The sequence below is a fragment of the Burkholderiaceae bacterium genome (assembly GCA_024235995.1).
GTDB lineage: Bacteria > Pseudomonadota > Gammaproteobacteria > Burkholderiales > Burkholderiaceae_C > Ottowia.
In genome coordinates this window covers 22247-37480 of the sequence record JACKLI010000001.1, presented here as the reverse complement: position 1 = coordinate 37480, position 15234 = coordinate 22247, and the positions used below count along the sequence as shown (strand labels likewise).

Sequence of the window (15234 nt, the reverse complement as noted above, 5' to 3'; positions counted from 1 at the left end):
ATTTCAGAGACTCTTGCGATCGGCAAGAAAACGATGCTATAGTCTAGGGCTTCGCTGATCGCAAGCCAGCTTGTCGATCGGGGAAAGGGCCAAGGCCTGGGTTTGACGGCATTGAACAAAAGTCGTCATCATTCAGACTCTGCCGAAAGCGTCAGGCAAACATGCAGGATGCAATTGGTAGAAACCCTCAAATTTGACAGGATTTTAATTTTCGTGTCATAATTCAAGGCTTCGCTGATCGCAGCGGAGTTTGCGCAAGATGAAGAGTTTTGCGGGTGATCTTTAACAAGATACAGCCGATAAGCGTGGGCGTTTGAAGGCGACTTGCCAAGTTCTGTTCAGGACTAAAACAAACGCTCATGAAGATAGAAGTGAAGTTCACTTCAATTCCGTTTAAATGAGTGACTCGAGAGAGTATAAATTTAACAAGATCGAACTGTAGAGTTTGATCCTGGCTCAGATTGAACGCTGGCGGAATGCTTTACACATGCAAGTCGAGCGGCAGCGCGGGGCAACCTGGCGGCGAGCGGCGAACGGGTGAGTAACACATCGGAACGTGCCCAGACGTGGGGGATAGCCCGGCGAAAGCCGGATTAATACCGCATGTGATCTGAGGATGAAAGTGGGGGACCGCAAGGCCTCACGCGTTTGGAGCGGCCGATGGCAGATTAGGTAGTTGGTGGGGTAAAGGCTTACCAAGCCTGCGATCTGTAGCTGGTCTGAGAGGATGATCAGCCACACTGGGACTGAGACACGGCCCAGACTCCTACGGGAGGCAGCAGTGGGGAATTTTGGACAATGGGCGCAAGCCTGATCCAGCCATTCCGCGTGCAGGACGAAGGCCTTCGGGTTGTAAACTGCTTTTGTACGGAACGAAAGGGCTCTCTCTAATACAGGGGGCATATGACGGTACCGTAAGAATAAGCACCGGCTAACTACGTGCCAGCAGCCGCGGTAATACGTAGGGTGCAAGCGTTAATCGGAATTACTGGGCGTAAAGCGTGCGCAGGCGGTTTTGTAAGACAGAGGTGAAATCCCCGGGCTCAACCTGGGAACGGCCTTTGTGACTGCAAAGCTGGAGTGCGGCAGAGGGGGATGGAATTCCGCGTGTAGCAGTGAAATGCGTAGATATGCGGAGGAACACCGATGGCGAAGGCAATCCCCTGGGCCTGCACTGACGCTCATGCACGAAAGCGTGGGGAGCAAACAGGATTAGATACCCTGGTAGTCCACGCCCTAAACGATGTCAACTGGTTGTTGGGTCTTCACTGACTCAGTAACGAAGCTAACGCGTGAAGTTGACCGCCTGGGGAGTACGGCCGCAAGGTTAAAACTCAAAGGAATTGACGGGGACCCGCACAAGCGGTGGATGATGTGGTTTAATTCGATGCAACGCGAAAAACCTTACCCACCTTTGACATGTACGGAATCCTGCAGAGACGCAGGAGTGCTCGAAAGAGAGCCGTAACACAGGTGCTGCATGGCTGTCGTCAGCTCGTGTCGTGAGATGTTGGGTTAAGTCCCGCAACGAGCGCAACCCTTGCCATTAGTTGCTACGAAAGGGCACTCTAATGGGACTGCCGGTGACAAACCGGAGGAAGGTGGGGATGACGTCAAGTCCTCATGGCCCTTATAGGTGGGGCTACACACGTCATACAATGGCTGGTACAAAGGGTTGCCAACCCGCGAGGGGGAGCCAATCCCATAAAGCCAGTCGTAGTCCGGATCGCAGTCTGCAACTCGACTGCGTGAAGTCGGAATCGCTAGTAATCGTGGATCAGCATGTCACGGTGAATACGTTCCCGGGTCTTGTACACACCGCCCGTCACACCATGGGAGCGGGTTCTGCCAGAAGTAGTTAGCCTAACCGCAAGGGGGGCGATTACCACGGCAGGGTTCGTGACTGGGGTGAAGTCGTAACAAGGTAGCCGTATCGGAAGGTGCGGCTGGATCACCTCCTTTCTGGAAGAAAAGCAAGACAAGCTCAAACGTCCACACTTATCGGTTGTTGGAAGGTGTCGCCAGCGGTCCGGGCAAGAACAAGGCCCGCGGTTGACCGACTTGGGTCTGTAGCTCAGTTGGTTAGAGCACCGTCTTGATAAGGCGGGGGTCGTTGGTTCGAGACCAACCAGACCCACCATTTCCTCCAGCAGAGATCGGAGGGGGATTAGCTCAGCTGGGAGAGCACCTGCTTTGCAAGCAGGGGGTCGTCGGTTCGATCCCGTCATCCTCCACCAAGATTTCAATATCAAAGCATCAGGAAACGGGTGCTTTGATATTGGCATTTGCCAATAGATGAGGCCGCAAGGTCTCCGGCTGTTCTTTAACAATTCATAGAGTCGAATCAGCGTTGTCGACGGAAAGGGCGCAATCGTCAAGATTGAGTCCACCGTGCCGTCGGCAACAATTTTTGATTGCGTCACAAACGAATTCAACGCGAGTTGTATTCGAGTAATCCGAGCGAAAGCTCGATTACGGCATAACGCGTCAGGTGAAAGACCTGGCAAGTCCTTGATAGGCTTTGGTTTCGTGAGAAACGTCAAAGTTATAGGGTCAAGTGACTAAGAGCATGTGGTGGATGCCTTGGCGATGATAGGCGACGAAGGACGTGATAGCCTGCGAAAAGCTTCGGGGAGCTGGCAAATGAGCTTTGATCCGGAGATATCCGAATGGGGAAACCCACCGAAAGGTATCCTGCAGTGAATACATAGCTGCAGGAGGCGAACCGGGTGAACTGAAACATCTCAGTAGCTCGAGGAAAAGACATCAACCGAGATTCCGAAAGTAGTGGCGAGCGAAATCGGAGAAGCCTTCTAGTGATAGCACGACCGTTAGCAAAACAAGCTGGAAAGCTTGACCACAGCAGGTGATAGTCCTGTATGCGAAAGCGGACGTGTGGTACCAGGCTAGAGACAAGTAGGGCGGGACACGTGTAATCCTGTCTGAACATGGGGGGACCATCCTCCAAGGCTAAATACTCATCATCGACCGATAGTGAACTAGTACCGTGAGGGAAAGGCGAAAAGAACCCCGGGAGGGGAGTGAAATAGATCCTGAAACCGCATGCTTACAAAAAGTCGGAGCCTCGCAAGGGGTGACGGCGTACCTTTTGTATAATGGGTCAGCGACTTACATTCAGTGGCAAGGTTAACCGAATAGGGAAGCCGAAGAGAAATCGAGTCCGAATAGGGCGTTCAGTCGCTGGGTGTAGACCCGAAACCAAGTGATCTATCCATGGCCAGGATGAAGGTGCCGTAACAGGTACTGGAGGTCCGAACCCACTGGTGTTGCAAAACCAGGGGATGAGCTGTGGATAGGGGTGAAAGGCTAAACAAACTTGGAAATAGCTGGTTCTCTCCGAAAACTATTTAGGTAGTGCCTCAAGTATTACCTGCGGGGGTAGAGCACTGTTTTGGCTAGGGGGTCATGGCGACTTACCAAACCAAGGCAAACTCCGAATACCGCAGAGTACAGCTTGGGAGACAGTGCACCGGGTGCTAACGTCCGGACACAAGAGGGAAACAACCCAGACCGCCAGCTAAGGTCCCTAAAATTGGCTAAGTGGGAAACGAAGTGGGAAGGCTAAAACAGTCAGGATGTTGGCTTAGAAGCAGCCATCATTTAAAGAAAGCGTAATAGCTCACTGATCGAGTCGTCCTGCGCGGAAGATGTAACGGGGCTAAGCCAGTTACCGAAGCTGCGGATGCACAGTAATGTGCGTGGTAGGAGAGCGTTCTGTAAGCCTGTGAAGGTGGCTTGTAAAGGCTGCTGGAGGTATCAGAAGTGCGAATGCTGACATGAGTAGCGTTAAAGGGGGTGAAAAGCCTCCTCGCCGTAAGCGCAAGGTTTTCTACGCAACGTTCATCGGCGTAGAGTGAGTCGGCCCCTAAGGTGAGGCAGAGATGCGTAGCTGATGGGAAACAGGTCAATATTCCTGTACCGATGTGCAGTGCGATGTGGGGACGGATCCTAATAGGTCATCCAGTTATTGGATTCTGGTTTGGGCAGATGTAGGCGGCGCGTAGGCAAATCCGCGCGCCATATACCGAGGCTGCCCATCGAGCGAGCTTGCTCGTGAAGTGACTGAACGGGGTTCCAGGAAAAGCCACTAAGCTTCAGCTGTACACGACCGTACCGCAAACCGACACTGGTGCGCGAGATGAGTATTCTAAGGCGCTTGAGAGAACTCTGGAGAAGGAACTCGGCAAATTGACACCGTAACTTCGGAAGAAGGTGTGCCCAAGTAGTGTGATGAGAACATCTGAGCATGAAAGGGTTGCAATAAATAGGTGGCTGCGACTGTTTATCAAAAACACAGCACTCTGCAAACACGAAAGTGGACGTATAGGGTGTGACGCCTGCCCGGTGCTGGAAGATTAATTGATGGGGTGCAAGCTCTTGATCGAAGTCCCAGTAAACGGCGGCCGTAACTATAACGGTCCTAAGGTAGCGAAATTCCTTGTCGGGTAAGTTCCGACCTGCACGAATGGCGTAACGATGGCCACGCTGTCTCCTCCAGAGACTCAGCGAAGTTGAAATGTTTGTGATGATGCAATCTCCCCGCGGAAAGACGGAAAGACCCCATGAACCTTTACTGTAGCTTTGTATTGGACTTTGAACGGATCTGTGTAGGATAGGTGGGAGGCTTTGAAGTGCGGTCGCTAGATCGCATGGAGCCAACGTTGAAATACCACCCTGGTGCGTTTGAGGTTCTAACCTGGGTCCCTTATCGGGATCGGGGACAGTGCATGGTAGGCAGTTTGACTGGGGCGGTCTCCTCCCAAAGCGTAACGGAGGAGTTCGAAGGTACGCTAGTTACGGTCGGACATCGTGACGATAGTGCAATGGCATAAGCGTGCTTAACTGCGAGACTGACAAGTCGAGCAGATGCGAAAGCAGGACATAGTGATCCGGTGGTTCTGTATGGAAGGGCCATCGCTCAACGGATAAAAGGTACTCTGGGGATAACAGGCTGATACCGCCCAAGAGTTCATATCGACGGCGGTGTTTGGCACCTCGATGTCGGCTCATCTCATCCTGGGGCTGTAGTCGGTCCCAAGGGTATGGCTGTTCGCCATTTAAAGAGGTACGTGAGCTGGGTTCAAAACGTCGTGAGACAGTTTGGTCCCTATCTTCCGTGGGCGCTGCAGATTTGAGAAAGCCTGCTCCTAGTACGAGAGGACCGGAGTGGACGCACCCCTGGTGTACCTGTTGTCACGCCCGTGGCATCGCAGGGTAGCTAAGTGCGGAAGAGATAACCGCTGAAAGCATCTAAGCGGGAAACTCGTTTCAAGATGAGATCTGCCGGGGCCTTGAGCCCCCTCAAGAGTCGTTCTAGACCAGGACGTTGATAGGCTGGGTGTGCAAGGGCAGCAATGCTCTGAGCTAACCAGTACTAATTGCTCGTGCGGCTTGACCCTATAATTTTGATCGGCCCGATCAAAACTGTTGTGCCATGTGACGCAAAACAAAAACCGATTCGACCTCTATGAATTCGCCGTCCAGCCCCAAAAGCTGTCCGGCAACCCGTTATGCCTGATGACCATAGCAAGGTGGTACCACTCCTTCCCATCCCGAACAGGACCGTGAAACGCCTTAGCGCCAATGATAGTGCGGACTCCCGTGTGAAAGTAGGACATCGTCAGGCTTCTACAGCCAAAAACGCCCCACCCGATGAAGGTGGGGCGTTTTTTTTGGGCCAGACACCGGCTTGCCGGCGGCGCCCTACAATCAAACCATGATTTCACGCGAGCCCACGATCGAGCGCTTGGCCACGGCCAAGTCGGTTCTGTTGACGCCGTTTGGCCTGACCGAGGCCGATTTGGACCGGGTGCTGGGCGGCATCGCCACCCATGCGGTGGACGATGCCGACCTGTACTTCCAGTACACCCGCGCCGAGAGCTGGAGCCTGGAAGAGGGCATCGTCAAGACGGGCAGCTTTTCGATCGACCAGGGCGTGGGCGTGCGCGCCGTCAGCGGCGAGAAGACGGCCTTTGGCTACTCCGATGACATCACGCTGGCGTCGCTGCTGGAGACGGCTACGGCGGTGCGCGCGATCGGCGCCGCAGGCCAAAGTCGCCGCATCAAGCTGGCCAAAGCCAAGCTGGCAGGCAGTCGCCGGCTGTATGCCGACCTGGACCCGATTGCCACGCTGGGCAGTGCCGACAAGGTGCAGCTGCTGGAGCAGGTCGAACGCTGGGCGCGCGCCAAGGACCCGCGCGTGGTCCAGGTCATGGCGGGCCTGGCCTGCGAATACGACGTGGTGCTGATTGCGCGCCTGGACGGTACCCTCGCCGCCGATGTGCGTCCGCTCATCCGCCTGTCGGTGACGGTCATCGCCGAGCAGGATGGGCGCCGCGAAGTGGGCTCCTTTGGCGGCGGCGGCCGCTTTGGCCTGGACCACTTCGACGACGCCCTGCTGCGCCACTACGTCGACGAGGCCGTCGCGGGCGCGCTGACCAATTTGCAGTCCCGCCCGGCGCCGGCGGGCGAGATGACGGTGGTGTTGGGCCCGGGCTGGCCTGGCGTGTTGCTGCACGAGGCGGTCGGGCACGGCCTGGAGGGCGACTTCAACCGCAAGGGCTCCAGCGCCTTCAGTGGCCGCATCGGCCAGCGCGTGGCCGCCAAGGGCGTGACGGTGCTGGACGACGGCACCATGGCCGGGCGCCGCGGCAGCCTCAACATCGACGACGAAGGCCATGCCACGCAGCGCAACGTGCTGATCGAGGACGGCATCCTCAAGGGCTACATGCAGGATGCGCTGAATGCCCGGCTGATGAAGGGCAAGCCCACCGGCAACGGGCGGCGCGAAAGCTACGCGCACATTCCCATGCCGCGCATGACCAACACCTACATGCTGGCGGGTGACAAGGATCCGCGCGAGATCGTGGCCAGCATCCGGCGCGGCCTGTACGCCACCAACTTCGGCGGCGGGCAGGTCGACATCACCAGCGGCAAGTTCGTGTTCTCGGCCAGCCAGGCCTACTGGGTCGAGAACGGCCAGATCCAGTACCCCGTCAAGGGCGCCACCATCGTCGGCAGCGGGCCCGAAGCCCTCAAGAAGGTGACCCTCATCGGCAACGACCTGCAGCTCGACTCGGGGGTGGGCGTGTGCGGCAAGGAAGGGCAGAGCGTGCCGGTGGGCGTGGGCCAGCCCACGCTGCGGCTCGAAGGCCTGACCGTGGGCGGCACGGCGTGACTTGCGCGCAACACCGGGTCGTGCGCATGGGGCCACGCCTGGCCAGCTGTGCTATATTTTGCCAGTGATGTCCCGAGCCGCTGCGTTTTATTTCTTTTTTTGGTTCTCGGTCCCCGGCGGACGAGAGGAGAAGATGTAAGCGCCTGCAGCACAGACCTCCCAAGAACCGCCGACGCGATGAGCCCGGCGGTTTTTTCATGCCCCTTCCATTTTCACTCGCTCAAGGAAAGCAGCCATGAACACCAAAGCCCATGTGGACGCCCAGCCGTCCTGGCAAACGTCGCCGGCCCGCACCAGCCAGACCGACGACGAACGCATCAAGGACATTGCCGTGCTTCCGCCTCCCGAGCATCTGATTCGCTTCTTTCCCATCCGCGGCACACCGGCCGAGACCTTGATCAGCAACACGCGCAAGGCCATCCGCCGCATGATTGCCGGCAAGGACGACCGGCTGCTGGTGGTGATCGGCCCGTGCTCGATCCACGATCCGGTGGCGGCCATGGACTATGCCCGGCGCCTGATGCCGCTGCGCGAGAAATACCAGGACACGCTGGAGATCGTGATGCGCGTGTACTTCGAAAAGCCCCGCACCACGGTGGGCTGGAAGGGCCTGATCAACGACCCCTACCTCGATGAGAGCTACCGCATCGACGAAGGCCTGCGCATTGCCCGCCAGCTGCTGATCGAAATTAACCGCCTGGGCCTGCCCGCGGGCAGCGAGTTTCTGGACGTGATTTCGCCGCAGTACATCGGCGACCTGATCAGCTGGGGCGCCATCGGCGCGCGCACCACCGAAAGCCAGGTGCACCGCGAACTGGCCTCGGGCCTGTCGGCGCCGGTAGGCTTCAAGAACGGCACCGACGGCAACATCCGCATCGCCATCGACGCCATCCAGGCGGCCGCGCGTGGGCACCACTTCCTGTCGGTGCACAAGAATGGCCAGGTGGCCATCGTGCGCACCGGCGGCAACAAGGACTGCCACGCCATCCTGCGCGGCGGCAAGCTGCCCAACTACGATGCCGCGAGCGTCAAGGCCGCCTGCGATCAGCTGACCGAAGCCAAGCTGCCGTCGGCCCTGATGATCGACATGAGCCATGCCAACAGCAGCAAGAAGCACGAGCGGCAGCTGGACGTCGCGCGCGACGTGGCGGCGCAGCTGGGCGCCGGCTCGCGCTGCATCTTCGGCGTGATGGTGGAAAGCCACATCCACGAAGGCGCGCAGAAATTCACGCCCGGCAAGGACGACGTGTCCGCGCTGCAATACGGTAAGAGCATCACCGACGCCTGCATCGGCTGGGACGGCTCGCAAGCCATCCTGCAGGTGCTGTCCGACGCGGTGCGGGCGCGGCGCGCGCGGGGTGGGACGAGCTGCTGAAATTTCAGATCAAATCGAGCGCTGGCCCGCGTCCATTGGGCGCAAGAAGCTATCGATTCGATAGTTTTTGCAGCAGCTTGGCGTGCACCCCGCCAAAGCCGCCGTTGCTCATGCACAGCACGTGATCGCCGGGCTGCGCCGCCGCGTCGACCTGGGCCACCAGGGCGTCGATGCTGGCGGCCAGCTGGGCGCGCTCGCCCAGCGGCGCCAGCGCGGCGGCGGCGTCCCAGTCCAAGCCGCCGGTGTGGCAAAAGGCCCCGTCGGCGTGCTCCAGCGCCCAGGGCAGCTGGCTCTTCATGGTGCCCAGCTTCATGGTGTTGCTGCGCGGCTCGAACACGGCCAGGATGCGGTCGGTGCGCCGGCCCGCGGCGTCGAGTTGCCGGCGCAGGCCGTCGACGGTGGTGCGCATGGCCGTCGGGTGGTGGGCGAAGTCGTCGTACACGGTGACCATGCCACCGCCGCGCGCCACCGTGCCGCGCACTTCCATGCGCCGCCGCACGTTCTCGAAGCGGGCCAACGCGGCGCAGGCCTGGGCCGGCGCCACGCCCACGTGCTCGGCGGCCGAGATGGCGGCCAGCGCGTTGAGCTGGTTGTGCGTGCCCGACAGCGCCCAATGCACGCGCCCGACACTGCGCCCGCCCCGCAGCACCTCGAAGTCGCCAGCCTCGCCCCGCGCGCTGAAATCGCTCACCGCGCTGCCAAAGCCGCGCCGCTCGCTCCAGCAGCCTTGCGCCAGCACGCGGGCGAGGCTTTCTTCCAGGTCGTTGACCACCACGCGTCCGCTGGCCGGTACCGTGCGCAGCAGGTGGTGGAACTGGCGCTCGATCTGGCCCAGGTCGTCGAAGATGTCGGCGTGGTCGAACTCCAGGTTGTTCAGCACCGCGGTGCGTGGGCGGTAGTGCACGAACTTGCTGCGCTTGTCGAAAAATGCCGTGTCGTACTCGTCCGCTTCGATGACGAAGAGCGGGCGCGCTTGCCCTTGGGCCAGGGCGCCCAGGCGCGCCGAGATGCCGAAGTTGAGCGGCACGCCACCCACCAGGAAGCCGGGCGTTTGGCCCACGCTCTCCAGCACCCAGGCCAGCATCGAGGTGGTGGTCGTCTTGCCGTGCGTGCCCGCCACGGCTAGCACGTGGCGGCCGGCCAGCACGTGCTCGGCCAGCCACTGCGGGCCGCTGGTGTAGGGCGCGCCGGCATCCAGGATGGCTTCCATCAGCGGAAACTTGGGCGTGCCGTCGGCCAGGCGTGCGCGCGAGACCACGTTGCCGACCACGAAGACGTCGGGTTTCAGCGCCAGCTGGTCGACGCCATAGCCTTCGATCAGTTCGATGCCCAGCGCGCGCAACTGGTCGCTCATGGGCGGGTAAACGCCCGCGTCGCAGCCGGTGACGGTGTGGCCGGCTTCGCGCGCCAGCGCCGCCAGCCCACCCATGAAGGTGCCGCAAATGCCCAGGATGTGAATGTGCATGGCGGCCGATTCTAGAGATCAGCGCGCGCTCAGACGGGGACGTGGCGTGAAATAACGCAGCAGGCGCTCCAGCAGCAGCGCGCCGATGATCATGGCGTAGACCTGCACTTCGGCAAAGTCGTTCTTGCCGGCGCGCATCCAGAAGAAGTGCAGCAGCGCCAGGCCCGCGATCAGGTACACCAGCCGGTGCAGCGCCTGCCACTGGCGCCCGCCCAGCCAGCGCACGGCGCGGTTGAACGAGGTGAGCGCCAGCGGCAGCAGCAGCAGCCAGCACGCAAAGCCCACCAGGATGAACGGGCGCTTGAGGATGTCGCGGCCGATGTCGGCCGCATCCAGCCCCATGTCCAGCCAGGCGTAGGCCAGCAGATGGCAGCAGGCGTAGAAGAAGGTGAACAGGCCCAGCATGCGCCGAAAGTGCGCCAGTTGCGGCGTCCGGGTGCGGATGCGCAGCGGCGTGATGGCGAGCGTGAGGCACAGGAAGCGCAGCGTCCAGTCGCCGCAGGAGCGGATCAGCGCCTCGGCCGGGTTGGCGCCCAGCTGGTCGGACGCCGCGCCGTACACCAGCCACGCCAGGGGCAGCAGGCACAGCGCGAGGACGACCGGCTTGGCGGCCGGGTGCAGCAGCAGTGCGCGCACGGATTTCACGTCGCGCTCAAAAGTATTTCTTCAGGTCCATGCCGGCGTAGAGCTGGCCGACCTCGGCCTCGTAGCCGTTGAACAGCAGCGTCTTGCGGCGCTTGGCAAACAGGCCGTCCTCGCCGATGCGCCGCTCGGTGGCCTGGCTCCAGCGCGGGTGATCGACGTTGGGGTTGACGTTGGAATAAAAGCCGTACTCGTTGGCGGCGGCCTTGTTCCAGGCGGTGCCGGGCTGTTTTTCGACAAAGCGGATCTTGACGATGGACTTGGCGGACTTGAAGCCGTACTTCCAGGGCACCACCACACGCACCGGCGCGCCGTTTTGCCGCGGCAGCGCGTCGCCGTACATGCCGAAGGTCAGCAGCGTGAGCGGGTGCAGCGCCTCGTCCATGCGCAGGCCTTCGGTGTAGGGCCAGTCCAGCACGCCCGAGCGCACGCCGGGCATCTGCTTGGGGTCGGCCAGGGTGACAAACTCGACGTACTTGACGCTGCCCAGCGGCTGCACGTGCTGGATCAGGGCCGACAGTGAATAGCCGATCCAGGGGATCACCATTGACCAGCCCTCCACGCAGCGCAGGCGGTAGATGCGCTCTTCCAGCGGGCTGAGCTTGCGCAGGTCTTCCAGCGCGATGCGGCCGGGCTTGCTCACCAGGCCTTCGATTTCGACCGACCAGGGGTCGATCTTGAGCGCGGCGGCGGCATGCGCCGGATCGCTTTTGTCGGTGCCGAATTCGTAGAAATTGTTGTAGCTGGTGGCGTCTTTTTGCGGCGTGGTTTTTTCCATCGTCACGGCACCGGCCACCGGGGAGCGGGCGGCGCTCAGGGCGGCGCGCGCATCGCGCGCGGCCCAGCCGGCCAGCGCGCTGCCGGCGGCGCCCAGGGCCAGGGCCTTGAGCAGGGTGCGCCGGTCCTGATAAACCGTCTGGGGAGTGATTTCGCTGGGCAGTGGCTGGTGGGCGCTGGTTTTGCGCACGAGGATGGGCATGGCGAACTCCTTTTCAGCCCCTAATTCGGCCCGCCGACCCTTGGGGTTACAGCGAACCGTAGCTGTGCAGGCCCGACAGGAACATGTTGACGCCGATGAAGGCGAAGGTGGTGACGGCCAGGCCGCTCAGCGCCCACCACGAGGCCACGGTGCCGCGCAGGCCCTTCATCAGGCGCATGTGCAGCCAGGCGGCGTAGTTCAGCCACACGATCAGGGCCCAGGTCTCCTTCGGGTCCCAGCTCCAGTAGCCGCCCCAGGCCTCGGCGGCCCACAGCGCGCCCAGCACGGTGGCGATGGTGAAGAAGGCAAAGCCCACCGCGATGGATTTGTACATCACGTCGTCCAGCACCTCCAGGCTGGGCAGGCGCTCGCTGATGCGCTTGCGCCCCAGCAGGATGCCACCCACGATCAGCGCGGCGATGATGGCGTAGCCCACCCAGTAGCTGCCGCCGGCCTCGCCCACGCCGCGCTGGCGAAAGGCAATGGGCACGAAGCACAGCGCGATGCCCAGCAGCCAGATGGGCGCCAGCTTGTGCCAGCGCGTCTCGGCGGCCTGCTGCTTGATGAGGTGGGCGAACGCGATCATGGCCGCCAGCGCGAACGAGCCGTAGCCGATGAAGTTGGCCGGCACGTGCAGCTTCATCCACCAGCTCTTCAGGGCCGGGATCAGGGGCTGGATCGCCTGCGCGTCGCGCACCAGCGTGTACCACAGCAGGAAGCCGACGGCCGCGCTCACCACCAGCATCACGAAGGCACCCATGGCGCGGGTCTTGTACTGCGCCTCGTAGTACAGGTAGAACAGCGCCGTGATCCACGAGAACAGCACGAACACCTCATACAGGTTGCTGACCGGGATGTGGCCGATGTCGGCCCCGATCTGGTAGCCCTCGTACCAGCGCACCATGGTGCCCACCAGCGCCAGCGTGACGGCCACCCAGGCCAGCTTGCTGCCCAGGCCCTCCAGCGCGGCGGCGGGCCCGCGCGCGAACATGCCGATCCAGTAGAAGGCCGTGCTTATGAAGAACAGCATGCTCATCCACAGGATGGCCGACTGGCTGGACAGGAAGTACTTGAGCCAGAACACCGTGTCGCCGCGGCGCAGGTCGCCGTCGTAGGAGACGATGGCCAGCAGCGACAGCGCGGTGACCACCAGCATCAGGGTGCGCAGCGGGCGCCACAGCCAGGCCAGCCAGATCGCCGCCGGCACCGTGGCCACCAGGATGCCCTTGTCGTACACGTCCATCGCGCCGTGGTAGCGCTGGAAGGCGAACACCGCGCCGGCCACGGCCAGCAGGGCAAACAGCCAGTCGCCCCAGGTGCGGCGCGAAAAATAGCCTTCGCTCAAGGCCAGCGGGCCGGAGGCGGTCAGGGTGGTGGTGTTCATGGCTTCAGGTCCCCTTCGGTGGCGGCGGGTGCGGCCAGCAACTGGTGCCGCAGTTGTTCGAATTCGCGATCGGCTTCCAGTGTCTTGCGGTTGGACGACAGCGCCATCATGGCGTGGCTGCCGCCGGCATCGCCGGGCGTGAGCCACACCCACAGGCGCCGCTCGCGGATGTAGAGCATGGCAAAGACGCCCAGGATCAGCAAGGCGCAGCCCAGATAGACCACGTTCTTGCCGGGGGCGCGCGCCACCTGGAACACGCTGGCCTGCACCGGGGTGAAGGCGTCGAGCTCGAACACCAGCGGCGAGGGGTACAGCGGCGCGTCCGACAGCGCCAGCACGGCCTGCGTCATGAACTGGCGGGTGCTGTCGTCGGCCTCGCTCAAAGGCTTGCGGCCGTGGGTCTCGCGCGCCAGCGCGTCCAGCTCGAACAGGCTGCCGTTCAGGATGCGCAACAGCACCTCGGCCGCGCGCTCGCGCTCGCCCGGCGGCACCGCGGTCTCGATGAAGTTGGACACCGCCGGCAGGCCCGCCAGGGGCGCGCCGCCGGTGCTGGCGTCGTGGCCGGCGCCGGCGAACAGGTCCAGCGCGCGCGTGGCCGACACCGCCAGCTGCTCGGCCAGCTCGGGGCGCTTGGGATCGACCACCTTGGCCACGTAGCGCTGCACGGCGCGCGCGCGCTCGGCCGGGTCGTGCAGGGCCGCCAGCAGGTGGATGAAGCCGTCCATCGAGTCCTGGTCGTCGGCCGGCACGCGCAGGTAGCGGAAGGACTCGGCGCCGCTGTCGCGCACGCCCAGCAGGAACACCGGCACGCCATCGCCCATGTCGATGGGGCGCATGTAGTTGTTGTACTCGCGCGCCTGGCCCGAGGCATCGCGCAGCTTGTACGAAATGCTGGGGCCGACGTTCTTCAGGTTGCGCTCGGTGCTGCTCTTGTCGGCGGCGCCCAGGCGCTGGCTCAGCGCATGGCCCAGGTCGACGCGGCGCACGTCGGTGGCGCTGCCGGCGGTGGCGTCCGACAGGTTTTCGACGTTGATGACGCGCAGGCCGGTGTATTCCAGCGTCATCTTGTCCTTGCCGTTGGTGATGGGCGAGGAGCCGCCGATGGTGCCCTCGACGGTGAAGCTCTTGGTGCTGCCGTTCATCGGCAGCGCGCGCAGCGTGACGTGCGAGCCGCCGTCGTCGAAGCTGCTCTGGTAGATCTGGATGCCCTTGTAGCTGACCGGGTGGTTGACCTCCACGCGCGTGGGGTGCTTCTCGCCGGTGGCGAAATCGTGGATCACGATGTCGCTGGCGAACAGCTTGGGCATGCCGGTGGAGTAGTAGTCGACGGTGAACTTCTTGAGCTCGACCGCGAACGGCAGCTCCTGCAGCAGGATGCCGTCGGACTGGCTGAGGATGGCGGTGCTGGACTGCGAGCCCTCGGACACCACCAGGTTGCCGCGGAAGGTGGGGTTGGCCGAGCTCAGCCGGTGCTCGGGCTTGACGTCGGCGATCATGCCGCCGCCCGCATACACCGACTTGCCGCCCATCCAGGTCATGGCGCGCACGAACAGGTCGCCGTCCAGCAGCCCGCCCAGGCACACCAGCACGATGGCGCTGTGCGCGGCGATGTAGCCGATCTTGTTGGCCGTGCCCTTCTTGGCCGCCACCATCCAGCCGGCGCCGCCCTCGCGCGGGCGCTCCTGCAGGCGCACCTTCCAGCCGCCGGCGGCCAGTTGCTGGCCGATGCGCCGGGCGCTGGCGGCGGGGCCTTCGCCGGCCACGTCGCCCTCGGCCTTGTGGTGGAAGGCCTTCAGGCTTTGCTCGCGGATGTTTTCCTTGTAGGTGCGCATGTCCGCCAGGTACTTGGGCGTGTTGCGCGCGATGCACAGCGAGGTGCTGGTGACCAGGAAGGCCAGGATCAGCAGGAACCACCAGGCGCTGTAGACGGCGTTGAGCTTGAGCCGGAGGAACAGATCGGCCCAGAACGGCCCGAACTGGTTGACGTAGTTGGCGGCCGGCTCATGCTGCTTGAGCACGGTGCCGATCACCGAGGCGATGCAGATGACGGTGAGCAGCGCGATGGCAAAGCGCATCGAGGACAGCAACTCGACCGCCTGGCGCAAGGCGGGCGAGCCGCGCCGTGGGGTGTAACCGTGGATGTCTGCCGATGCCGTCATGTGTGCGCAATGCCTGCCGTGTGCCAGCGCCA

Annotated in this window: 7 protein-coding genes, 2 tRNA genes and 3 rRNA genes; 7 read left to right on the top strand and 5 right to left on the bottom strand. The window is 62.3% G+C overall.

The window, feature by feature from the left end:
• Window positions 1–428: 428 nt before the first annotated feature.
• The 7 genes from H6927_00190 (at window position 429) to H6927_00160 (ending at window position 8573) form a co-directional block, all read left to right on the top strand.
• Window positions 429–1965 (top strand): 16S ribosomal RNA (locus H6927_00190).
• A gap of 98 nt (window positions 1966–2063) precedes the next feature.
• Window positions 2064–2140, top strand: a tRNA-Ile gene (locus H6927_00185).
• A 21-nt stretch (window positions 2141–2161) separates the two neighbouring features.
• Window positions 2162–2237: transfer RNA gene (locus tag H6927_00180), tRNA-Ala, on the top strand.
• A gap of 307 nt (window positions 2238–2544) precedes the next feature.
• A 23S ribosomal RNA gene (locus H6927_00175) occupies window positions 2545–5424 on the top strand.
• Window positions 5425–5534: 110 nt separating this feature from the next.
• A 5S ribosomal RNA gene (rrf, locus tag H6927_00170) occupies window positions 5535–5647 on the top strand.
• The 16S, 23S and 5S rRNA genes sit together here with 2 tRNA genes alongside, the layout of an rRNA operon.
• 90 nt (window positions 5648–5737) lie before the next feature.
• Window positions 5738–7198, top strand: coding sequence for a metalloprotease TldD (tldD, locus tag H6927_00165; GenBank protein MCP5216526.1), 1461 nt, complete (start codon window positions 5738–5740; stop codon window positions 7196–7198).
• 235 nt (window positions 7199–7433) lie between these two features.
• Window positions 7434–8573: a 3-deoxy-7-phosphoheptulonate synthase gene (locus tag H6927_00160; GenBank protein MCP5216525.1), complete on the top strand. Its 1140-nt coding sequence runs from the start codon at window positions 7434–7436 to the stop codon at window positions 8571–8573.
• Between the two features lie 49 nt (window positions 8574–8622).
• On the opposite strand, the gene mpl is transcribed toward H6927_00160, so the two are convergent.
• Genes mpl through H6927_00135 form a run of 5 tightly spaced genes read right to left on the bottom strand, consistent with a single transcriptional unit; the run spans window position 8623 to window position 15202 of the window.
• On the bottom strand, window positions 8623–10038 hold the full coding sequence (gene mpl, locus H6927_00155; protein ID MCP5216524.1) for a UDP-N-acetylmuramate:L-alanyl-gamma-D-glutamyl-meso-diaminopimelate ligase: 1416 nt from the start codon (window positions 10036–10038) through the stop codon (window positions 8623–8625).
• Between the two features lie 18 nt (window positions 10039–10056).
• Complete coding sequence (locus H6927_00150) at window positions 10057–10674, bottom strand: sulfoxide reductase heme-binding subunit YedZ (protein ID MCP5216523.1); 618 nt, start codon at window positions 10672–10674, stop codon at window positions 10057–10059.
• Window positions 10675–10690: 16 nt separating this feature from the next.
• Complete coding sequence (msrP, locus tag H6927_00145) at window positions 10691–11659, bottom strand: protein-methionine-sulfoxide reductase catalytic subunit MsrP (protein MCP5216522.1); 969 nt, start codon at window positions 11657–11659, stop codon at window positions 10691–10693.
• A 46-nt stretch (window positions 11660–11705) separates the two neighbouring features.
• Window positions 11706–13043: a c-type cytochrome biogenesis protein CcsB gene (gene ccsB / locus H6927_00140; GenBank protein ID MCP5216521.1), complete on the bottom strand. Its 1338-nt coding sequence runs from the start codon at window positions 13041–13043 to the stop codon at window positions 11706–11708.
• A complete protein-coding gene (locus tag H6927_00135) occupies window positions 13040–15202 on the bottom strand; it encodes a cytochrome c biogenesis protein ResB (GenBank protein ID MCP5216520.1) in 2163 nt (720 codons plus the stop codon). Before H6927_00135 ends, ccsB begins: the two co-directional genes overlap by 4 nt.
• Between the last annotated feature and the right edge of the window lie 32 nt (window positions 15203–15234).

What these genes read in the sequence shown, in the direction of transcription:
- H6927_00160 (MCP5216525.1), top strand. Translation starts at nt 7,434, where the DNA reads ATGAACACCAAAGCCCATGTGGACGCCCAGCCGTCCTGGCAAACGTCG.
- tldD (MCP5216526.1), top strand. Translation starts at nt 5,738, where the DNA reads ATGATTTCACGCGAGCCCACGATCGAGCGCTTGGCCACGGCCAAGTCG.
- H6927_00135 (MCP5216520.1), bottom strand. Translation starts at nt 15,202, where the DNA reads ATGACGGCATCGGCAGACATCCACGGTTACACCCCACGGCGCGGCTCG.
- ccsB (MCP5216521.1), bottom strand. Translation starts at nt 13,043, where the DNA reads ATGAACACCACCACCCTGACCGCCTCCGGCCCGCTGGCCTTGAGCGAA.
- msrP (MCP5216522.1), bottom strand. Translation starts at nt 11,659, where the DNA reads ATGCCCATCCTCGTGCGCAAAACCAGCGCCCACCAGCCACTGCCCAGC.
- mpl (MCP5216524.1), bottom strand. Translation starts at nt 10,038, where the DNA reads ATGCACATTCACATCCTGGGCATTTGCGGCACCTTCATGGGTGGGCTG.